We start from the raw sequence: 19,988 nt of genomic DNA, 5'->3' as shown, positions 1-19,988 counted from the left end.
CCGGTTTGACGCTGGTGCCTCGATGGATGAAGGACGCGTCTGGTGATTCCTGAGGATCTGCGTTACACCGCCGAGCACGAGTGGGTGGCGGCCGGGAGTGGTGGTGCCGTGCGGGTGGGTATCACCCATTTCGCGCAGGATGCTCTGGGTGACATCGTCTATGTCCAGTTGCCGGAGGCCGGTGCGGCGGTGGCGGCCGGTGAGTCGTTGGGTGAGATCGAGTCGACGAAGAGTGTGTCGGAGATCTACGCCCCGCTGGGCGGCACGGTGTCGGCGCGCAATGAGGCGTTGGGTGACACCCCTGAGTTGATCAACACTGATCCGTATGGTGCGGGTTGGTTGGTGGAGATCACTCCGGACGATCCGGCGGCGGTCGACGGGCTGCTGTCCGCGGGTGCGTATCGCGAGCTCACCGAGAGCTGAGCGTGCCCTTTCCGGCGTGGCGGGTTCTCCGCGCGTCCGGTTGCCCTGCTTTTCGGCGCTGGCTAGGCTCGCCCAGTCGACCGAGAACCCATAGTTGTGCGTCGCGGGATCGCCTTTCCGGGCACGGGGAGCCAGCCGCCGGGTGAGTGACCGCCCGGCGGCCAGACCCGCCATTACCCCGACGCCGACCGAAACAGATCCGTGAGGTGGTCCGCATGACGCGCCCAGGCGACGAGTTCCCCCCGCTCGACGTCACTTCGACGCTCAATCTCGGTTCGCTGGACGAAGTGCTGGAGGGGCCGGACACCGATGTGGTGCCGAGCCGGATGTCCGGCTCGTTGCCTCCGGGGATGGCGCTGCTGGTGGTTCGCCGGGGTCCGAACGCGGGTGCCCGGTTCCTTCTGGATCATGATGTGACGACGAGTGGTCGGCACCCGGACAGCGACATCTTCCTCGATGATGTGACGGTGTCGCGGCGGCATGCGGAGTTCCACCGGGATGGTGGGACGTTCACGGTGCGGGATGTGGGCAGCCTGAACGGCACGTACGTGAACCGGGAGCGGGTCGAGGCGGCGACGTTGAGCAACGGTGACGAGGTGCAGATCGGCAAGTTTCGGGTGGTGTTCATTGCCGGTCCGCGTCCGGAGGAGGCCGGCCGGGGGTGAATGATCCTGCGGCGTCGACGCCGTCCGGGGCTGGTCGTGCGCATCCGCTGATGAGCATCGGTGAGGTGCTGGGCCAGCTGCGGGTGGATTTCCCTGACGTCACGATTTCGAAGCTGCGGTTCCTGGAGGCCGAGGGCCTGGTGGAGCCGCAGCGGACGGCGTCGGGTTACCGGAAGTACAGCTGGGATGACGTGGCGCGGTTGCGGTTCGTGCTGTCCGCGCAGCGGGACCAGTATCTTCCGTTGCGGGTGATTCGTGCGCAGCTCGCCGAGTGGGATGTCTCGGAGGAGGCGGCGGGTCGGCAGCGGCCGACGTTGGTGGCGGTGGGTCCGGATGGCGAGGTGCCGGGCCGGGGGCAGCCGGTCGAGTCGTCGCAGGTGCGGCTCGACCGGGCTGATCTGGTGGCGCGTAGTGGTGTCGACGAGTCGACGTTGACGGAGTTGGAGCGGCTGGGTCTGGTGGTGCCGGATCCGCCGGGGTGGTATGACGCGGACGCGTTGGTGATCGCGGCGGCGGTGGCGGGTCTGGCGGCGTACGGGTTCCAGCCGCGGCATCTTCGTGGTTATCGGACGTCGGCGGATCGTGAGGTCGGGTTGTTCGCGCAGTTGGTGGCGCCGTTGGTGCGGCAGAGTGACCCGGCGGCGCGGGCGCGGGCGGCGGAGACGGCGCGGGAGTTGGTGGCGTTGTCGCAGCAGTTGCATGCCGCGTTGGTGCGGGTGGGGTTGCGGTCGACGTTGGGTCGGTGAGGTGCGGCGGGGCCGTGGGGGAAGATGTGTCCCGGGGGCGTGTCGTAGGCTTGCCGGGGTAACCCCTCTTCTGGCGCGGGCGTGTGCGGGTAGCGCGTGGGACGGCCGTGTCGCGGTCCGTGTACCGTGCAGGGAAGGGCGCGGTGCGGCGTAGGTGACAACGACACGGAGGCGGCGGTGCGCGAGCTGAGCGTGGTCGGGGTTCGGGTGGAGCTGCCGAGTAACCAGCCGATCGTCCTGCTCAGGGAGGTCGAGGGGACCGTTACTTGCCGATCTGGATCGGCGCGGTCGAGGCGACGGCGATCGCCTACGAGCAGCAGGGTGTCAAGCCGGCTCGGCCGTTGACGCATGATCTGTTGCGGGATGTGCTGGCGGCGCTGAAGGCCCCGTTGCAGGCGGTGGAGATCACGGAGTTGAAGGAGAACGTGTTCTTCGCGGATCTGTTGCTCGGTGACGGGGTGCGGGTGTCGGCCCGGCCGAGTGATTCCATCGCGTTGGCGTTGCGGGTGGGTGCCCCGATTCGTTGTGCGGAGCAGGTCCTCAGTGAGGCGGGGATCGTGATTCCCGACGAGCAGGAGGACGAGGTGGAGAAGTTCCGCGAGTTCCTGGAGCAGGTGCGTCCGGAGGATTTCGCGGGCTGAGCCTGCTTTCGTGCCGGCGGTGGGATTCATCGTCGGTGGATGACTCTCAGTGATGGTGACGTTGGTCGCTGTCGATGCGCGGCGTGTCGCGGTGCTTTCTCCGGGGTAACCCTTGGCGGTCGCTATAGGGTTGCCGTGTCGAGGGGTGCACGTTGCGGAAGCGACGGGTCACCGCACGGGCGGGGAGGTTGTCCGGATGCACGAACCGCGAGATCCCGGTGCGGGTACGGGACTGGACGAGCCGGGTGTGACGCCAGGGTCGGCAACTGACGGTGACGGTGCGGTGGGTTACCGTGGTGTGACGGCCTGCCATGCGGTGGGGATCAGCTACCGGCAGTTGGACTACTGGGCGCGGACGGCGCTGGTGGTGCCGAGCGTGCGGGACGCGTCGGGGTCGGGGACACAGCGGTTGTACTCGTTCCGCGACCTGGTGGTGTTGAAGGTCGTGAAGCGGCTGTTGGACGCCGGGGTGTCGTTGCAGAACATCCGTAAGGCGATCGAGGCGTTGCGGTCGCGTGGGGTGGGCGACCTGGCGGGCATCACGTTGATCTCTGACGGGACGACCGTGTACGAGTGCCGGTCGCCGGAGGAGGTGGTCGACCTGTTGCAGGGCGGCCAGGGGGTGTTCGGCATCGCGATCGGTGGTGCGTTCAAGGAGATCCAGGGGTCGTTGTCGCACCTGCCGGCGGAACCGGCGGTGGAACCGGAGCGGCCGGCCGCTCCGGTGGAGGATCCGGTGGGCGACGAGTTGGCGGCGCGGCGGGCGCGGCGACGCGCAGGCTGAGCGGACCGGCGGCGTTCAGCGGGTCATCAGGGTCGGCGGCCCGGTTGTGGTTGTCCGGTGTGCCGTCCACGGTCACGGCTGTCCATGGTGTCTGGTGACGGTCGGTCCGTGGGTGCGGGGCGTGGTGGGGGCGACCGCACGGGGCATGGTCACCGTGGGGGCGTGCGCGGGTGGCGGGTGTGGGCGGTGCCCGCGTCTGCGGGCTGTGGTGTCGGGAATCCGATAGGGCGGGCGTGACGGGGCGGCGACGGCACGCTATCGTCCGACACGCGGTTTCGTCGATTCCTGCCTATTCGCACGGATGGGCTCATGGCGGCGGTCCGCGATGTCCCCGCGCGTCGAACCTCCGCGCGACCCCTTTCACGCTGGAAGGACCATCCGTGACGGTTACCGAAGAGACCACCCCGACCTCCCACTACGAGCGCATCGGTGGTGCCGCGGCGGTGAAGGCCGCTGTCGAGCTGTTCTACGACAAGGTTCTGGCAGACCCGGAGTTGGCCGGCTACTTCGCCGAGGTGGACATGGTGGGTCAGCGCCGGCACCTGGCGTTGATGTTGACGGTGGTGCTGGGTGGGCCGAACGAGTACGCCGGTCGGGGGTTGGCGGAGGCGCACCAGCCGTTGCACATCCCGGTGGAGCACTACGTCGCTGTCGGTGGGCACCTGACGGCGACGTTGGCGGAGCTGGGGGTGCCCGGTGACGTGATCAGCGACGTGCAGGGTGTGCTGGCGCAGGTGCAGGACCAGGTGGTGGCCGGCGGGAACCCGGCGGGCGCCTGAGCGTGGACGTTCCTCGGCTCAAGCAGAGCTGGGCGGTGGTGGCCGCGCACGGCGACCAGGTGCCCCTCTACTTCTATTCGACGTTGTTCCTGACCCATCCCGAGACCCGGCAGATGTTCCCGACGAACATGGCCGGTCAGCGGGACCGGCTGGTGACCGCACTGGGTCACATCGTGTCGAACGTGGACCAGGTGGACCGGCTGATGGGTTTCCTGCAGGATCTGGGGGCCGATCACCGTAAGTTCGCGGTGCGGGCGGAGCACTATCCGGCGGTCGGGGAGGCGCTGCTGGCGACGTTGCGGCATTTCCTGGCCGAGCGGTGGACCGACGAACTGGCCCAGGACTGGGCGGCCGCGTACGGGTTGGTGTCGCAGGTCATGATCGAGGCCGCGGAGGCCGCGGAGGCGGTGAACCCGCCGTGGTGGGTGGGGGAGATCGTCGCTCACGAGCGGCGGGGTTTCGACGTGGCGGTGTTGACGGTGCGTCCGCAGTACCTACTGCCGTTCACCCCCGGTCAGTCGATCGGGGTGTCGCATCCGGCGGTGCGGTCGTGGCGGTACTACTCGCCGGCGAACGCGCCCCGCGCTGACGGCACATTGGAGTTGCACGTGCGGGCGGTGCCGGGTGGGGCGGTGTCGTCGCGGCTGGTGTACGGGTGCGCGGCGGGCGACCAGATCCATCTTGCGGCCCCGGTGGGGGACCGGTTGACGTTGTGGTCGGCCGGGTCGGCGGATCTGTTGCTGCTGGCCGGTGGCACCGGCTGGGCGCCGGTGAAGGCGTTGGTGGAGCAGGTGGTGGCGGAGGGCTCCCGCCGCAAGGTGGACCTGTATGTGGGGGCCCGGTCCCGCACGGAGTTCTACGACAGCGAGGCGATCGACAAGCTGGCGTCGTCGTATCCGGGGCTGACGGTGACCTGTGTGGTGGGTCTGGATGTGAACCGGCCAGGGGAGGTCGTCCATCCGGTGGATCGGGCGTTGACCGACGGTGACTGGCGTTCCCGTCACGTGTACGTGTGCGGGTCGGACGAGATGGTGTCGCATTCGGTGGCGACGTTGCAGCAGGCCGGCTACCACGCCGGTCAGCTGCACCACGAGGGCCTGGGTAAGCACTGGTACGGGCCGTCGTGGCGCACGGCGGTGGACCGGCCGTCCACCCCTGACATTTCCGGAGGTGCCCGGTGAGCGCGAGGAGTGAGCGCAGCGAGCCCCGCAGTCGCGAACGAACGGCAGGCCCGAGGAGTGCGGCGGAGCGGTGCCCCGCAGTCGTGAACGGACGGTGGGCCCGGTGAGCGCGAGTCCGATCGGTAGTTACGACGGCGGGCAGGTGTCCGGTGGTGTGCAGGTGCGGATGACCGCCGACCGGGTTCGCCGGTGGGAGTTCGCGTCGGCGTCGTTCGCGCGTCGTGGCTACGACAACGCGGATGTGGATCGGTTCCGCGTGCAGGTGGCCGACGAGTTGGATCTGTTGGCGACGCAGGTCGCGAACCTGCGGGCGGAGAACGAGCGGCTCAACGACCGGGTGGAGTTGCACCGGCACGGGGTGATCCCGAGTGCCGGGGCGGCGTCGGTGAACCTGCCGGCGGCGAAGGAGGTGAATCTGCTCTCGGCGGCGCAACGGGAGGCGGAGCAGATCATCGCGCAGGCCCACGACTACGCGCGGCGGGTCGCCGAGTATGCCCGGGTGCAGTATGAGAGTTACGTGCGCGCGGCGGTGGAGGAGGCCCGGCAGGAGGCCGAGCGGGCGGTGCAGGACTACCGTGCCTCGGCCGGGTCGACGTTCGACGACGGGGTGGCCGCGCGGGAGGCGCTGCGGATCTACGGGGAGATGATGATCTCCCACATGCAGGCGGCGGCGCGGCACCTGGATGACGGCAGTGAGCATCTGGCGCGCACCATGGACCGGTTGACGCGGGAGCAGCAGAATCCGGCGGTGGGTGCGGCGTCGACGCCGACGGCGGCGTTGCCTCGCCACCAGCAGCGCTGAGCGACCGACCACCACGGGCCGGCCCCGGGCGGGGGGCCGGCCCGTGGTGGTCAGGCGTGGGTGACGGCGTCGGCGACGGGGGTGTTCCCGCCGACGAGTTCGAGGACCCGACCGACGGTGTGCGGGGCGTGCAGGAGGGCGACGAGGACCCGGGCGACGTCGGTGCGGGTGACCGCCCCGTGGGGGGTGTGCGGGGCGAGGGTGACGTGTCCGGTGGGTTCGTCGTCGGTGAGGCGACCGGGTCGCAGGACCGTCCAGTCGAGGTCACGGCCGGTCAGGTCGTCCTCGGCGGCTTTCTTGGCGCGCAGGTAGGCGGCCCACGTCCCGTCGGTGCCGGGGGCAGGCGGCTGGTCGACCCCCATGGAGGAGATCAGCAGGTAGCGGCGTACGCCGGTGGTCTGGGCGGCGTCGGCGAGCAGCGCGGCGGCGGCCCGGTCGACGGTGTCCTTGCGTGCGGCGCCGCTGCCGGGGCCGGCACCGGCGGCGAACACGGCCGCGTCGGCGCCGGCGAGGTGGGTGGCGACCTCGTCGACGTCTGCGTGTTCGAGGTCGCAGACGACGGGGTGGGCGCCGGCGGCGGTGAGGGCGGCGGCGTGGTCGGGGTTGCGGATGAGCCCCACGGCGGTGTCGCCGCGGCGGGCGAGTTCCTGTTCCAGCAGGCGGGCGATCTTGCCGTGTCCTCCGGCGATGACGACGCGCATACCGTCAACCTAGCGGCCGGCTGCGGCCGGTGCTGCCGCGGCGGGTGTTCCGGGTCACGGTGGGGGTGGGGGACGTGGTCGCCGATCGTGGGCGCGGCGAGGCAGCATGGTGGGGTGACGGTGAGGTTCGAGGCGCTGGCGTCCCTGGTGGCCGGCGGTGGTGTGGTGGTGCTCAGCGGGGCGGGGCTGTCCACCGAGTCGGGCATCCCGGACTACCGGGGGCCCAGTGGTGTCGCGCGGCGGCACACCCCGATGACGTACCAGACGTTCACCCGTGACGCGGCGGCCCGGCGGCGCTACTGGGCGCGCAGCCACCTGGGGTGGCGGTTGATCGCGCGGGCGCGGCCGAACGACGGGCATCGGGCGGTGGCCCGGTTGCAGCAGGGCGGTCTGGTGGACGGGATCGTCACGCAGAACGTCGACGGGCTGCACACGGCGGCGGGGGCGACGGGGGTGGTGGAGCTGCACGGCCGGCTCGACGAGGTGGTGTGTCTGCGCTGCGGTGACCGGACGTCGCGGGAGGAACTGGACCTGCGGTTGCGGCAGGTGAACCCGGGGTTCGACGCGGTGGCGGGGGCGGTGAATCCGGACGGTGACGTGGAGCTCGGTGACGAGCAGGTGGCCGGGTTCCGGACGGTCGGCTGCGCGGTGTGCGGGACGGGCATGCTCAAACCGGACGTGGTGTTCTTCGGGGAGACCGTTCCCGCCGAGCGGGTGGCTCACTGTTTCGCTCTGGTGGAGGCGGCGCGGCTGCTGCTGGTGCTGGGGTCGTCGTTGGCGGTGATGTCGGGTCGCCGGTTCGTGCTGCGGGCGGCGAAGCTCGGTGTGCCGGTGGTGATCGTCAACCAGGGGCCGACGCGGGGGGACGCGTACGCGGCGGTGACCGTCGACGCGCCGTTGGGTCGGCTGTTGCCGGCGTTGGCCGACCGGCTGGTCGGTGGGGTGCCGGTGGGGCCGGGGCGGGTGGGGGCGGCTCCGGCTGGTGTGCCGCCGGTGGTGCGGTAGCCCGGTCGGGGGTACGACGTCGGTCGGGGGCGGCGACGCTGGTAGCGTTGACCATGCCGGTACCACCCGTGTGGGAGAGACCGCCCTCTGCGGGGGCGGCGCCGAAGGGGCAAATCCTCCCCGGAACCTCTCAGGCAAAAGGACCTCGCGGGCAGGCACTGTGGAGCGCCGCGTCGGGGCGTGACAGAGGGGGAGGGCCGACCCGTCGACCCCGCCCCGCAGGAGCGCCGTCCATGACTGCTGAGCAGTTCGCCGACCGTCACATCGGTCCCGCCCCGGCCGACGAGGCCCGCATGTTGGAGGCCGTCGGGTACGCCTCGATCGACGAGCTGATGGATGCCGCGATTCCCGAGGTGATCCGCTGGCACGGCACCCTCGACCTGCCGGATCCGGTCAGCGAGCACGACGCCCTGGCGGAGTTGCGGGCCCTGGCGGCCCGCAACACCGTGGCCGTGTCGATGATCGGCCTGGGGTACCACGGCACCCACACCCCGGCGGTGATCCGCCGTAACGTGCTGGAGAACCCGGCGTGGTACACCGCGTACACGCCGTACCAGCCGGAGATCAGCCAGGGTCGGCTGGAGGCGTTGCTGAACTTCCAGACGATGGTCACCGACCTGACGGGGCTCGCCACCGCGAACGCGTCGATGCTGGACGAGGGCACCGCCGCGGCGGAGGCGATGACGTTGGCGCGGCGGGCGTCGAAGACCCGCAGTCAGGTGTACGTGGTGGACGCGGACACGCTGCCGCAGACCGTCGCGGTGCTCACCGGCCGGGCCGAGCCGCTGGGCATCGAGGTGCGGGTCGTCGACGTCGACCGGGAGGAGTTGCCGGCGGAGTTCTTCGGTCTGCACCTGCAGTATCCGGGGGCGTCGGGTGCGGTGCGTGACCATGCGCCGCTGGTGGCGGCGGCGCACGCGGCCGGGGCGTTGGTCACGGTGGCGGCTGACCTGCTGGCGTTGACCCTGCTGCGGGCGCCGGGGGAGATCGGCGTGGACATCGCCGCCGGCACCACCCAGCGCTTCGGCGTGCCGATGGGGTTCGGGGGGCCGCACGCCGGTTACCTGGCGGTGCGCGCCGGGCTGGAGCGGATGCTGCCGGGTCGGCTGGTCGGGGTGTCCCGCGACGCCGACGGCAACCCGGCGTACCGGTTGGCGTTGCAGACCCGGGAGCAGCACATCCGGCGGGAGAAGGCGACCAGCAACATCTGCACCGCGCAGGTGCTGCTGGCGGTGATGGCCGGCATGTACGCCGTCTACCACGGCCCGGACGGGCTGCGGGACATCGCGTCGCGTACCCGTGGCATGGCGGCGCGGTTGGCGGCCGGGCTGCGCGCCGGGGGCGTCGAGGTCGCCGACGTCGCGTTCTTCGACACGGTCACCGCGACGGTGCCGGGCCGGGCGGCGCAGGTGGTCGCGGCGGCGGCGGAGCGGAACGTGAACCTGCGGCTGGTCGACGCCGACCGGGTGGGGGTGTCGTGTGACGAGACGACCACGGTGGCGCACCTGGAGCGGGTGTGGGCGGCGTTCGGGGTGCCGGCGTGGCACGGTGACGTCGACGTGGCGTTGCCGGCGGGGTTGGCCCGCTGCGGTGGGTTCCTGACCCATCCGGTGTTCCACGCGCACCGGTCGGAGACGGCGATGCTGCGGTACCTGCGGCGGCTGGCGGATTTCGACTATGCCCTGGACCGGGGGATGATCCCGCTGGGGTCGTGCACGATGAAGCTGAACGCCACCACCGAGATGGAGCCGGTGAGCTGGGCGGAGTTCGCGCACGTGCACCCGTTCGCGCCGCCGGAGCAGACGGCCGGGTACCGGGAGCTGATCGGCCGGTTGGAGGGCTGGTTGGCGGAGGTGACGGGCTACGACGCGGTCAGCGTGCAGCCCAACGCCGGGTCGCAGGGTGAGTTGGCGGGGTTGCTGGCGATCCGGGCCTACCACCGCAGCCGGGGTGAGGGGCACCGGGACGTGTGTCTGATCCCGTCGTCGGCGCACGGCACGAACGCCGCGTCGGCGGTGATGGCGGGTATGCGGGTGGTGGTGGTCGGCTGTGACGCCGACGGCAACGTCGACCTGGTCGACCTCGACGCGAAGCTCGACCGGCACCGCGACACCCTCGCGGCGATTATGGTGACGTACCCGTCGACGCACGGGGTGTACGAGACGGGTATCGCGTCGCTGTGTGCGAAGGTCCACGACGCGGGTGGCCAGGTGTACGTCGACGGGGCGAACCTCAACGCGCTGGTGGGGTACGCGCGGCCGGGCCGGTTCGGGGCGGACGTGTCGCACCTGAACCTGCACAAGACGTTCTGCATTCCGCACGGCGGGGGTGGACCGGGGGTGGGTCCGGTGGCGGTGCGGGCGCACCTGGCGCCGTTCCTGCCGGGGGATCCGCTGGGTGGTGACGGGCCGGGCCGGCCGGCGATCGCGGCGGCGCGGTACGGGTCGGCGGGGATCCTGCCGATCCCGTGGGCGTACCTGCGGATGATGGGTGCGGCGGGGTTGACCCGGGCGACCGGGGTGGCGGTGTTGGCGGCGAACTACGTGGCGGCGCGGCTGCGTGACCATTTCCCGGTGTTGTACGCGGGCAACAAGGGTCTCGTCGCGCACGAGTGCATCCTGGACCTGCGGCCGGTGACGAAGGCGACGGGGGTGACGGTCGACGACGTGGCGAAGCGGCTGATCGACTACGGTTTCCACGCCCCGACGATGTCGTTCCCGGTGGCGGGGACGTTGATGGTGGAGCCGACGGAGAGTGAGGATCTGGCGGAGCTGGACCGGTTCTGCGCGGCGATGATCGCGATCCGGGCGGAGATCGACCAGGTGGGGTCGGGGCGGTGGCCGGCGGGGGACAATCCGCTCGCCAACGCGCCGCACACCGCGGCGATGGTGTCCGGTGACGGGTGGGAGCACCCGTATCCGCGGTCGGTGGGGGCGTACCCGGCCGGGGTGGACCGGGCGGGGAAGTACTGGCCGCCGGTGCGGCGGGTCGACGGGGCGTACGGGGACCGGAACCTGGTCTGCTCCTGTCCCGCGCCGGAGGCGTTCGAGGCTTGAGCGGAGCGCTACGCGCCGGGGCGGTGGGTTTGCGGTACCCGCCCCGGCGGGCCGCCGACCTGGGCTGATGTCGTCCCTGCCGGGGGACTAGCCTGGGCGGCGCGGACACTTTCGTGACGGATCGTGACCGTTCAGGCGGCGAGGGCGTGACGGGCGGGCCCGCGGTGCGGGGCGATGCTGCTGCCGTCGGGAAGCAGTTCGCCGGTGTCCTCGAAGACGATGACACCGTTGCAGAGCAGGCTCCATCCCTGTTCAGGGAAGCAGGCGATGACCCTGGCCGCTTCCCGGTCGATGGCTTCGGCGGAGGGGCAGGTGGGTTGGTGCTGACACATCGGGTTCTCCGGACTGTGGGGGCACTGTGTCATGGTTCACATGACCAGTGACGCACGGTACCAAGCGCACGCACGTGCTATCGAGCAGAAGTGCGCGTGGCGCGTGGGAAATCCACTGAACGGATGAGAGGTAAGGGGCCAGACGTCGTGGAAACGCTCCCACGCATGGGGGTCGATGCGCCGGGAGCGCCGGCCGCATGCCGCGACACCCTCGTCGAACGGGCCCGCTGGCAGTGGCGCCGCACCGACGGCGGCGACCCCGCCGTCACCGTGCAGGAGTTCCTCGCCGCCCACGGCGTACCCCTGGACGACCTGGCCCGCCCCGCCGCCGCACACGACCCGAACGGCGTGTGCGGCGCCGCCCTCTACGTCTCGGCCGCCGCCGGTGCACTGCTCGCCGGCGCACCGACCGGCCCACCCGACCCCGTCGACCTGCCCGACCTCGTCGCCGTCGTGTACGGCCACACCCGCGCCCCGCGCCCCGCGCCCCACGCCCCGCCCGCCGGCTGGTGGCTCGGTGACTGGACGCCGAGCTGGACCCCCGCCCAGCACGCCGACGCCGTGCGGTCCGTCCGCGCCGCCATCGGCCGCGGGGACGTCTACCAGGTCAACCTCGTCGGCCACGCCGCCGCCCCCTGCACCGGCGACCCGCTGCCCGCCCTGGCGCGGCTGGCCGGGCTGCCCGGCGCCCGCTACGGCGGCGTCCTCACCGGCCCCGGCTGGGCGATCGGCTGCGCCTCACCCGAAACCCTCGTCGAGGTGACCGGCGCCCGGCTGATCACCCGCCCCATCAAGGGCACCCGCCCGGCCACCACCGCCGGCCGCGCCGACCTGCTCGCCTCGGCCAAGGAACGCGCCGAACACATCATGATCGTGGACCTGGAACGCAACGACCTGGCCCGGGTCGCCTGCACCGGCAGCGTCCGCGTCGACGACCTGTTCGCCGTCCGCCGCTGGTGCGACCTGTGGCAGGCCGAGTCCACCATCTCGGCCGCCTGCCCGGACGGACTCGGCCTGGCCGACCTGCTGCGCGCGTTGTGCCCCGGCGGCTCGGTCACCGGCGCCCCGAAACTCGCCGCCCTCGACCGGATCGCCACCCTGGAACCCGTCGGCCGGGGCGCCAGCATGGGCGCGCTCGGCTGGGTCACCCCCGGCCGGGTCGACCTGGGCCTGACCATCCGCACCGCCGCCGTCGACGCCCAGGCGGTCCACGTGTGGGCCGGCGGCGGCATCACCTGGGGCAGCGACCCCGACGCGGAGGTCGCCGAAGCCGCCGCGAAGGCCGCCCCGATCCGCGCCGCCCTCACCTGAGCCACCAGCCCGACCTGAGCCCCACCGGCCGCCGCGTCCGCCGCCACGGCGTGGCCGAGGTCGAGGTGTGGCCGCGGTCGAGGCTGCGGGCGACCCCGAGCGCCGCACCCCGACCCACCTCCCGCGCCGTACACCGTACGGCTACAGTGCCGGGGTGACCACCGAGTACTCCGGCACCGGCGACCCCGCCCGCAGCCTCGCCCTGCTGTGGCGCACCCGTGAACGGGTCAGCCGCAGAGGCCGTCCCGACCTGTCCGTCGACCGGATCGTCCGCACCGCCATCGACATCGCCGACGCCGACGGCCTGCCCGCCCTGTCCATGCGCCGCGTCGCCGAGAACCTCGGCGTCGGCACCATGTCCCTCTACACCCACGTCCCCGGCAAGGCCGAACTGCTCGACGTCATGCTCGACACCGTCACCGGCGAAGCCGTCCTCCCCGACGACCCCGCCACCGGCTGGCGGGAACGCCTGCGCCGCATCGCCCACGCCAACTGGGACCTCTACCTGCGCCACCCCTGGCTGCTGCAGGTCGCCACCACCCGCCCACCCCTGGGCCCCCACGTCATCGCCAAGTACGAACACGAACTGCGCGCCGTCGACGGCATCGGCCTGACCGACCTGGAGATGGACGCCGTCGTCGCCCTCGTCAACGGCTACGTCCACGGGGCCGTCCGCCCCGCCGTGGAGGCCGCCCGGGCCACCGACCGCACCGGCATGACCGAACAGCAGTGGTGGCAGGCCCACGCCCCGTACCTCGAACGCGCCATGGACCCCCGCCGCTACCCCCTCGCCGTGCGGGTGGGCGCCACCGCAGGCCAGGAGTACCAGGCCGCCACCGACCCGCACCGGGCCTTCGAGTTCGGCCTGGAACGCCTCCTCGACGGCGTCGAGGCACTCCTGCGCCACCGCGACCACCGAACCCCGGCCATCGACCCGGACCGGTAAACTGCCACCATGACCATGCGGGACATCCGGATCATCGGCGACGCCGTGCTGCGCAGTCCCTGCGACCCGGTGACCAGCTTCGACGCCGAACTGCGGGCCCTGGTCACCGACCTGATGGACACCCTGCTCGGTGCCCCCGGCCGCGCCGGTGTCGCCGCCCCCCAGATCGGCGTGGCCGCCCGCGTGTTCGTCTACGACGCCGACGGCCACCGCGGTCACCTGGTCAACCCCACCCTCGAACTGTCGGCCGAGCTACAGGACGACGAGGAGGGCTGCCTGTCCATCCCCGGGATGTACTTCCCGACCCCCCGCGCCCTGCACGCCACCGCCCACGGCTTCGACCAGCACGGCGAACCGCTCACCATCTCCGGCCACGGCTTCCTCGCCCGCGCCCTGCAACACGAGACCGACCACCTCGACGGACGTCTCTACGTCGACACGCTGCGCGGCGACACCCGCCGCCGCGCACTGCGGGAGATCCGCGCCGGCCGCTTCGACTCACCCCGCCGCCACTGACCCGCCGCCCGCCGGGCGGACCGGGCCCGCGAGGAGCTTGCCGCCGGCCGACGTGCCCCAGCCGGCAGGCCCGCGGCCGCACCGGAGCCAAGCGCGGCAGGGCGACCAGCACCCGGCAGGGCTTCGCCGTCGCGGCGCTCAGCAGCCCTCCGGCCTCTCAGCAGCCCTCCGGCCCCTCGGCGGGCAGGTTCTCGTCCGCCCAGCGGGCCAGCGCATCCAGCGCCGGCAACAGTGCCGTCCCACGCTCGGTGAGGCCGTAACTGACCCCCAGCGGCGGACCCTGCCGCACCGTCCGGGTCACCAGACCCACCCGGTTCAGCTCACCCAGCCGGTCGGACAACACCGACTCGCTGATCCCCGGCAACGCCCGGGTCAGCTCCGCGAAACCGGCCGACCCCTGCGCGAGGGTGCCCAGGATCATCCCGTTCCACCGCTTGCCGAGAAACGCGAACGCCCGGGTCAACCCGCCGGGACAGGCCCGGGTGTCACCGTCGACCGGGGAGGGGACCGTCATGACACCAGCATACGTGGCCCTCATCGCAAACCAGCCGCTTCTAAAAAGCTAGCTGCTATCGTGCGGGAAGCCCAGCTGTCGTGTCCCGAGGAGAACCCGTGACCAACGTCCTGCCCGACCACCTGATCACCCTGCACCCCGACGCCCAGGCCCAACTGTTCACCGAAGCCCGCACCGCCAACACCTTCACCGACACCCCCGTCAGCGATGACCAGCTCCACGCCATCATCGACCTGACCAAATACCCACCCACCGCCATGAACACCCAACCCCTGCGAGTGCTGTTCATCCGCCCCGGAGACAACCGCCAACGCCTACTCACCCACGTCGCCGAAGGCAACCGCGCCAAGACCGCCACCGCACCCGTCGTCGCCGTCCTCGCCGCCGACACCAACTTCCACGAACACCTCGACACCATCTACCCGATCCGCCCCGGCATGCGTGCCCACTTCGCCGCCAACCCCACCGACCGCGACACCCTGGCCCGCTTCAACGCCACCCTCCAGATCGGCTACTTCCTCCTCGGCGTCCGCGCCGCCGGCCTCGCCGCCGGCCCCATGGCCGGCTTCGACACCACCGGCGTCGACACCGAGTTCTTCACCGACACCGGCTGGAAATCCCTACTCCTGGTCAACATCGGCCACCCCGGCCCCGACGCCTGGAAACCCCGCCTGCCCCGCCTCGACCACGACCAGATCGTCCGCCACGCCTGACCACCCCGCCACACCCCGGTGCCGGCCGCCCCCACCACGCGGCCGGCACCATCCATCCCACGGCCGACACCATCACCCCTGCACCCACTGCGCCCACCCCAACCGCACCACCAACGCCAACACCACCACCAACAACACCACCCGCACGAACCCCGCACCCCGCCGCAACGCCATCCGCGCCCCCACCAGCGCCCCCACCACGTTGCCCACCGCCATCGCCACACCCAACAACCACCACACGTGCCCCGTCACCCCGAACACCACCAACGCACCCAGATTCGTCCCCGCATTCACCACCTTCGCCATCGCCGAAGCACCCAGAAAGTCCGCACCCACCAACCCCGTCAACGCCAACACCAGAAACGTCCCCGTCCCCGGCCCCACCAACCCGTCGTACAGAGCGATCCCCACCCCCGCCACCACCACCGCCCCGACCATCCGCCGCCGCGTCCGCCGCCCCGGCACCGCCACCACACCCACCCGCGGCCGCGCCACCACGAACACCGCCACCGCCACCAACACCACCAACACCACCGGCCGGTACGCCGACGGCGGCACCGCACCCGCCAACGCCGCACCCACCCCCGCACACACCACCGCCACCACCGCCGCCGGACCCGCCACCGCCCAGTCCACCGCCGTCCGCCGCGCGTACGCCACCGCCGCCGTCGACGTCCCCGCGATCGCCGCCAGCTTGTTCGTCCCCAACGCCGTCGCCGGCGGCATCCCCGTCACCAACAACGCCGGCAACAACAACAACCCACCACCACCCACCACCGCGTCCACCCACCCCGCCACCACAGCGGCGGCAAGCAACGTCGACAGGGTCACCGGGTCCAGTTCCACGGGCGGCATTCTTCCCACCGCCCCCACCCCCACGGCACCGCCTGTGGCCAGCCTCACCACCCACCACGGCGCCCGCGACTCCGCCCGCCGCCAGCCTCACCGACCCCGACGACGCCGCACCCACACCCCGACAGCCCCCACCGCCACGAACACCAACATCGAACACAGCAGCACCTTCACCATCCGGCAACAGTGCCACCACCACGTAAGGTGACACGGTGCGCCTGGCCACGTTCAACCTGCTGCACGGCCGCTCCCTCACCGATGGCCTCGTCGACCCCGACCGCCTCGCCGCCGCCGTCACCACCCTCGACGCCGACGTCCTCGCCCTCCAGGAAGTCGACCGCGACCAGACCCGCAGCGGCCACCACGACCTCACCGCCATCGCCGCCCACGCCCTCGACGCCCCCGAACACCGCTTCGCCGCCGCCGTCGTCGGCACCCCCGGCGAACAGTTCCGCCCCCTCACCCACGACGACGACGGCCACGGCGAACCCTGCTACGGCGTCGGCCTCGTCACCCGCCACCCGGTCACCACCTGGCAGGTCACCCGCCTACGACCCGCCCCCGTCCGCTCCCCGGTCTACATCCCCGGCCCCCACGGCGGCCTCATCCTCCTGCGCGACGAACCCCGCGTCGTCCTCGCCGCAGTCCTCGACACACCCCACGGCCCCCTCACCGTCGCCGCCACCCACCTGTCCTTCGTCCCCGGCTGGAACGCCCACCAACTCCGCCAGGTCGTCCGCGCCCTACGCACCCTCCCCACACCCCGCATCCTGCTCGGCGACCTCAACCTGCCCGCCGGCCTCGCCCGCGCCATCTCCGGCTGGCAGCCACTCGGCCGCCGCCCCACCTACCCCGCCGGCCAACCCCGCATCCAACTCGACCACATCCTCGCCGACCCCCGAGGAATCGAACAGCTACCACCCGTCACCGCCGTCACCACACCCGCGTCCACCATCTCCGACCACCGACCACTGGTCGTCGACCTCGGCTGATGCCACAATGGCCGCACGCGCGACCGGCGGCCGGAGGATGGACAACCATCGGGGAGCCCTCACACGCGGGTCGACCGCCTGGGCCCGCGCCCCGAGGAGCGCCATGCCCGCCAGACTCCTGCCCGGCCACCCCGTCGCCGACAAGATCCTCACCCAGGTCGCCGCCGACGTCACCACCCTCCGCGCCACCGGCGTCACCCCCAGCCTCGCCACCATCCTCGTCGGCGACGACGACGCCAGCGCCGGCTACATCCGCATCAAACAACGCCACGCCACCGAACTCGGCTTCACCAGCCCTCACGTCCACCTGCCCGCCACCGCCACCCAGGCAGACCTGCACCACGTCATCGACCAGTTCAACACCGCCCACGACGTCCACGGCGTCCTACTCCAACACCCCCTGCCCACCCACCTCGACCACGAACGCGCCCTGCACCACCTCGACCCCGACAAGGACGTCGACGGCATGCACCCGACCAACATGGGCCGCCTCGCCCTCGGCCTACCCGGCCCCACCCCCTGCACCCCCGCCGGCATCGAAGCACTCCTCGACCACCACCACATCCCCGTCGCCGGCCGACACGTCGTCATCCTCGGCCGCGGCGCCACCCTCGGCCGCCCCCTCGCCCTCCTGCTCACCCAGAAACGACCCACCGCCGACGCCGCCGTCACCGTCATCCACACCGGCGTCCCCGACTGGACCGCGCACACCCGCCGCGCCGACATCCTCATCGCCGCCGCCGGCGTCCCCGGCATCATCCAGCCCCACCACATCCGCCCCGGCGCCGTCGTCATCGGCGGCGGCGTCCGCTACGCCGGCCGACGACTCCTACCCGACGTCGACGAACGCTGCGCCGACATCGCCGCCGCCATCACCCCCCGCCTCGGCGGAGTAGGCCCCACCACCGTCGCCATGCTCTTCCGCAACGCCCTGCACGCCGCCCGCCGCTGACCCCGACACCTCACCGCCCCACCAGCCCCCGCACCTCCTCACACCACCCCGGCAGAAACGCCAACACCTCCAGCGCCCGCCGCCGACGCGCCACCGCCGACGCCACCCCCAGATCCGCCACCGCGGCCTCCAGCAACGCCGACACCTCCTCCACCAACTCCGGCGCGTCCACCTCCACCACCGCCAGACACCGCGCGTACGTCGCCACGATCCAGAACATCGCCTCCCGGTGCCGCCCCACCGCCACCAGGTCCGCGCTGCCCGCCAACACCACCGGCCAGGCCGACGGCGCCAGATCGCCACTGAAGAAGAACCGCGTCCGCGCCACCGGAGCCACCAACGCCAACACCCGCGCCAGCCCCGCCAGATGAGCCCGCACCGCGCCCACACCGACCCCACCGCCGTCCAGCAGCGACAGCAACGCCGGATACCGACCCCCCATCCCGTACGCCGCCAACACCTCCGCCGCCACCACGTACCGCCGCCGCACCGTCGGATCCACCCCCGCCGCCACCAGCGGCAGCACCGCCGTCAACGACGTCGGGAACAACCACCCCGACACCTGGGCGTGCAACGGCCCCACGTCCGTCACCGCCCGCAACCCCACCTCCGCGCGCTGCCGCACCCCCGCACACCGCCGCGCCACCCACACCGGGTCGGCGAACCCCGCCACCACCCGCCGCCGCAACGCCACCAACCGCCCCGACGGATCCCACAACACCCCGTCGCGCCGCAGGCTCGGCGCGAACACCCACGAGCCCAGCACATCCTCCGCCGAACCCAACTCCGCCCAGGTCACCACCGTGACCTCCAGCAGCACCCCCCGCCACCCGAACTTGCCCACCTTCTCCGCCGGCTCCGCCCGCACCACCACCACGTCCACGTCCGACCACACCGGCAGGACCGCATCCACCGGCAACCCCGGCACGGACCCACTGAGAAACGCCCCCTCCACCAGGGGATCCCGCGCCGCGTACCGTCGCACCCACGCCGCTGCCACCGCACGCGCCGCACCCACCCTCACGGCCGCACGAGCCCCGTCAACGCCCGGTTGGTACGCATGCTGCGCACCGCGTCACGTTGCTGACCCGCCGTCACCTCGATGTACGTCTGCGAGGACGCCAACGACGCGTGCCCCAACAGCCGCATGATCTCCGCCGCACCCGCGCCGTCCTCCGCCAACCGGGTCGCGAACGTGTGCCGCAACGCATGCAACCGCGCCCCACGCGGCACCCGGTCCGTGACACCCGCCCGCCGGTAACACGACTCCACCAGATACTGAAGCCCGCCCCGACGCAGCGGCTCACCCGCCCGGTCGACCAGCAGCGGCGAGTCCGGCCGCACCGACCGGGCACCGAAGCGCCGCGCCCGACTGTCCAGGTAGGCCGCCAACACCCCGTCCAGGTCCGGCTCGACCGGCACCACCCGGGGCCGCCCACCCTTGCCGGCCACCTCGACCCGCCGCTCGCCCGGCCGACCGGCCAGGGAACCCACCCGCAACGCCAGCAGCTCCGACAGCCGGAGCCCGGCACACAGGGCCAACGCCAGCACCGCCACGTCCCGCTCGGGCCACGGGTCACGCTGGCGGCCCTCGGACCGTGACACCGCCGCCAGCAGCTGCTCCGGGGTGTCGTCGCCGCGCAGCGGCTTGGGCTGGGGGAGCGGGGCACGTGGGCGGTCCACCGCCGGCATCGGGTTGCCCGCCACGACCTGCTCGGCGACCAGGAAGGAGAAGAAGCCGTTCCAGGTCGACCAGGCGCGGTGCACCGACGCCGCCGAGCGGGGAGCGGCGAACCGGGCGAACGCTGCCCGCATCAGCCGGGGGGACAGGTCACCGATCCGTAGGGCGTCGAGGGGGAGGGGAGGGGCGGCCAGTTCGGCGGCGAGGGTGGCGACGGCGGTCAGGTCCCGCCGGTAGGCGGCCAGGGTGTGGGGGGAGGGCTTGCGGGTGGTCCGGGCGATCAGGAACTCTTCCAGCAGCCGACACACCGAATCGTCCTGTTTGTCATGCATAAGGGATATTATGCATGAAATTCGCATTGGGGTGGCCACTCGAAGTGGGGAAGTTCTTCACACT

The 19,988-nt window shown here is 72.1% G+C and carries 21 protein-coding genes, 1 pseudogene and 1 riboswitch; of the genes and pseudogenes, 16 read left to right on the top strand and 6 right to left on the bottom strand.

Annotated elements, in window-relative coordinates:
- The first annotated feature begins 42 nt into the window (after window positions 1–42).
- From gcvH to GA0070616_RS26980, 8 genes and pseudogenes are all read left to right on the top strand, one after another.
- Complete coding sequence (gcvH, locus tag GA0070616_RS27015; RefSeq protein ID WP_091089395.1) at window positions 43–423, top strand: glycine cleavage system protein GcvH; 381 nt, start codon at window positions 43–45, stop codon at window positions 421–423.
- Window positions 424–638: 215 nt separating this feature from the next.
- Window positions 639–1,088 carry an oxoglutarate dehydrogenase inhibitor Odhl gene (gene odhI, locus GA0070616_RS27010; RefSeq protein WP_091089392.1) on the top strand — a complete coding sequence of 150 codons (450 nt, stop codon included), beginning with the start codon at window positions 639–641 and terminating at the stop codon, window positions 1,086–1,088.
- 50 nt (window positions 1,089–1,138) lie between these two features.
- Window positions 1,139–1,834 carry a transcriptional regulator FtsR gene (ftsR, locus tag GA0070616_RS27005; protein ID WP_175440218.1) on the top strand — a complete coding sequence of 232 codons (696 nt, stop codon included), beginning with the start codon at window positions 1,139–1,141 and terminating at the stop codon, window positions 1,832–1,834.
- A gap of 177 nt (window positions 1,835–2,011) precedes the next feature.
- Window positions 2,012–2,475 (top strand): annotated as a pseudogene (locus GA0070616_RS27000) (bifunctional nuclease family protein).
- Window positions 2,476–2,671: 196 nt separating this feature from the next.
- Window positions 2,672–3,259, top strand: coding sequence for a MerR family transcriptional regulator (locus tag GA0070616_RS26995; protein ID WP_091089388.1), 588 nt, complete (start codon window positions 2,672–2,674; stop codon window positions 3,257–3,259).
- A 380-nt stretch (window positions 3,260–3,639) separates the two neighbouring features.
- Complete coding sequence (locus tag GA0070616_RS26990) at window positions 3,640–4,038, top strand: group I truncated hemoglobin (RefSeq protein ID WP_091089383.1); 399 nt, start codon at window positions 3,640–3,642, stop codon at window positions 4,036–4,038.
- 2 nt (window positions 4,039–4,040) lie between these two features.
- Complete coding sequence (locus tag GA0070616_RS26985) at window positions 4,041–5,219, top strand: globin domain-containing protein (RefSeq protein WP_091089379.1); 1,179 nt, start codon at window positions 4,041–4,043, stop codon at window positions 5,217–5,219.
- Between the two features lie 103 nt (window positions 5,220–5,322).
- Entirely contained in the window at window positions 5,323–6,021 is a 699-nt protein-coding gene (locus tag GA0070616_RS26980) for a DivIVA domain-containing protein (RefSeq protein ID WP_091091779.1), read from the top strand.
- Between the two features lie 50 nt (window positions 6,022–6,071).
- On the opposite strand, the gene GA0070616_RS26975 is transcribed toward GA0070616_RS26980, so the two are convergent.
- Window positions 6,072–6,722 (bottom strand): NAD(P)H-binding protein, encoded by a 651-nt coding sequence (locus GA0070616_RS26975; RefSeq protein WP_091089375.1) that lies wholly within the window; start codon window positions 6,720–6,722, stop codon window positions 6,072–6,074.
- A gap of 114 nt (window positions 6,723–6,836) precedes the next feature.
- Between GA0070616_RS26975 and GA0070616_RS26970 the strand changes: the two genes are divergently transcribed.
- Window positions 6,837–7,727 carry an NAD-dependent protein deacetylase gene (locus GA0070616_RS26970; RefSeq protein ID WP_091089371.1) on the top strand — a complete coding sequence of 297 codons (891 nt, stop codon included), beginning with the start codon at window positions 6,837–6,839 and terminating at the stop codon, window positions 7,725–7,727.
- A 61-nt stretch (window positions 7,728–7,788) separates the two neighbouring features.
- Window positions 7,789–7,883, top strand: a riboswitch (glycine riboswitch).
- Between the two features lie 77 nt (window positions 7,884–7,960).
- Window positions 7,961–10,783 carry an aminomethyl-transferring glycine dehydrogenase gene (gene gcvP / locus GA0070616_RS26965; protein WP_091089368.1) on the top strand — a complete coding sequence of 941 codons (2,823 nt, stop codon included), beginning with the start codon at window positions 7,961–7,963 and terminating at the stop codon, window positions 10,781–10,783.
- Between the two features lie 131 nt (window positions 10,784–10,914).
- Here gcvP and GA0070616_RS26960 read toward each other — a convergent pair whose 3' ends face one another.
- Window positions 10,915–11,115 carry a DUF5999 family protein gene (locus tag GA0070616_RS26960; RefSeq protein WP_091089363.1) on the bottom strand — a complete coding sequence of 67 codons (201 nt, stop codon included), beginning with the start codon at window positions 11,113–11,115 and terminating at the stop codon, window positions 10,915–10,917.
- A gap of 96 nt (window positions 11,116–11,211) precedes the next feature.
- On the opposite strand from GA0070616_RS26960, the gene GA0070616_RS26955 reads away from it, so the two are divergent.
- The 3 genes from GA0070616_RS26955 (at window position 11,212) to def (ending at window position 13,888) form a co-directional block, all read left to right on the top strand.
- Window positions 11,212–12,426 carry a chorismate-binding protein gene (locus tag GA0070616_RS26955; protein WP_175440217.1) on the top strand — a complete coding sequence of 405 codons (1,215 nt, stop codon included), beginning with the start codon at window positions 11,212–11,214 and terminating at the stop codon, window positions 12,424–12,426.
- Between the two features lie 154 nt (window positions 12,427–12,580).
- Window positions 12,581–13,372 (top strand): TetR/AcrR family transcriptional regulator C-terminal domain-containing protein, encoded by a 792-nt coding sequence (locus tag GA0070616_RS26950; RefSeq protein ID WP_091091775.1) that lies wholly within the window; start codon window positions 12,581–12,583, stop codon window positions 13,370–13,372.
- Between the two features lie 9 nt (window positions 13,373–13,381).
- Window positions 13,382–13,888 (top strand): peptide deformylase, encoded by a 507-nt coding sequence (gene def, locus GA0070616_RS26945; protein ID WP_091089356.1) that lies wholly within the window; start codon window positions 13,382–13,384, stop codon window positions 13,886–13,888.
- Between the two features lie 157 nt (window positions 13,889–14,045).
- Here def and GA0070616_RS26940 read toward each other — a convergent pair whose 3' ends face one another.
- Entirely contained in the window at window positions 14,046–14,402 is a 357-nt protein-coding gene (locus GA0070616_RS26940; RefSeq protein WP_091089351.1) for a winged helix-turn-helix transcriptional regulator, read from the bottom strand.
- Between the two features lie 98 nt (window positions 14,403–14,500).
- On the opposite strand from GA0070616_RS26940, the gene GA0070616_RS26935 reads away from it, so the two are divergent.
- Entirely contained in the window at window positions 14,501–15,115 is a 615-nt protein-coding gene (locus GA0070616_RS26935) for a malonic semialdehyde reductase (RefSeq protein WP_245712913.1), read from the top strand.
- Between the two features lie 72 nt (window positions 15,116–15,187).
- Here GA0070616_RS26935 and GA0070616_RS26930 read toward each other — a convergent pair whose 3' ends face one another.
- Window positions 15,188–15,970, bottom strand: a complete 783-nt coding sequence (locus GA0070616_RS26930) for a TSUP family transporter (RefSeq protein ID WP_091089348.1) — start codon at window positions 15,968–15,970, stop codon at window positions 15,188–15,190.
- 209 nt (window positions 15,971–16,179) lie between these two features.
- On the opposite strand from GA0070616_RS26930, the gene GA0070616_RS26925 reads away from it, so the two are divergent.
- Entirely contained in the window at window positions 16,180–16,959 is a 780-nt protein-coding gene (locus tag GA0070616_RS26925; protein WP_091089345.1) for an endonuclease/exonuclease/phosphatase family protein, read from the top strand.
- Window positions 16,960–17,062: 103 nt separating this feature from the next.
- A complete protein-coding gene (locus GA0070616_RS26920) occupies window positions 17,063–17,911 on the top strand; it encodes a bifunctional 5,10-methylenetetrahydrofolate dehydrogenase/5,10-methenyltetrahydrofolate cyclohydrolase (protein ID WP_091089341.1) in 849 nt (282 codons plus the stop codon).
- 10 nt (window positions 17,912–17,921) lie between these two features.
- Here GA0070616_RS26920 and GA0070616_RS26915 read toward each other — a convergent pair whose 3' ends face one another.
- A complete protein-coding gene (locus tag GA0070616_RS26915; protein ID WP_245712912.1) occupies window positions 17,922–18,824 on the bottom strand; it encodes a hypothetical protein in 903 nt (300 codons plus the stop codon).
- 107 nt (window positions 18,825–18,931) lie between these two features.
- Window positions 18,932–19,924, bottom strand: a complete 993-nt coding sequence (locus GA0070616_RS26910; protein WP_091089334.1) for a tyrosine-type recombinase/integrase — start codon at window positions 19,922–19,924, stop codon at window positions 18,932–18,934.
- Window positions 19,925–19,988: the final 64 nt, after the last annotated feature.

It is taken from the genome of Micromonospora nigra (genome assembly GCF_900091585.1).
Lineage (GTDB): Bacteria > Actinomycetota > Actinomycetes > Mycobacteriales > Micromonosporaceae > Micromonospora > Micromonospora nigra.
Note: the sequence above shows the minus strand (reverse complement) of the source record. Positions and strands in the feature narration are given on the sequence as shown.

What these genes read in the sequence shown, in the direction of transcription:
- odhI (WP_091089392.1), top strand. Translation starts at nt 639, where the DNA reads ATGACGCGCCCAGGCGACGAGTTCCCCCCGCTCGACGTCACTTCGACG.
- ftsR (WP_175440218.1), top strand. Translation starts at nt 1,139, where the DNA reads ATGAGCATCGGTGAGGTGCTGGGCCAGCTGCGGGTGGATTTCCCTGAC.
- GA0070616_RS26995 (WP_091089388.1), top strand. Translation starts at nt 2,672, where the DNA reads ATGCACGAACCGCGAGATCCCGGTGCGGGTACGGGACTGGACGAGCCG.
- GA0070616_RS26975 (WP_091089375.1), bottom strand. Translation starts at nt 6,722, where the DNA reads ATGCGCGTCGTCATCGCCGGAGGACACGGCAAGATCGCCCGCCTGCTG.
- gcvP (WP_091089368.1), top strand. Translation starts at nt 7,961, where the DNA reads ATGACTGCTGAGCAGTTCGCCGACCGTCACATCGGTCCCGCCCCGGCC.
- GA0070616_RS26960 (WP_091089363.1), bottom strand. Translation starts at nt 11,115, where the DNA reads ATGTGTCAGCACCAACCCACCTGCCCCTCCGCCGAAGCCATCGACCGG.
- def (WP_091089356.1), top strand. Translation starts at nt 13,382, where the DNA reads ATGACCATGCGGGACATCCGGATCATCGGCGACGCCGTGCTGCGCAGT.
- GA0070616_RS26940 (WP_091089351.1), bottom strand. Translation starts at nt 14,402, where the DNA reads ATGACGGTCCCCTCCCCGGTCGACGGTGACACCCGGGCCTGTCCCGGC.
- GA0070616_RS26930 (WP_091089348.1), bottom strand. Translation starts at nt 15,970, where the DNA reads ATGCCGCCCGTGGAACTGGACCCGGTGACCCTGTCGACGTTGCTTGCC.
- GA0070616_RS26920 (WP_091089341.1), top strand. Translation starts at nt 17,063, where the DNA reads ATGCCCGCCAGACTCCTGCCCGGCCACCCCGTCGCCGACAAGATCCTC.
- GA0070616_RS26910 (WP_091089334.1), bottom strand. Translation starts at nt 19,924, where the DNA reads ATGCATGACAAACAGGACGATTCGGTGTGTCGGCTGCTGGAAGAGTTC.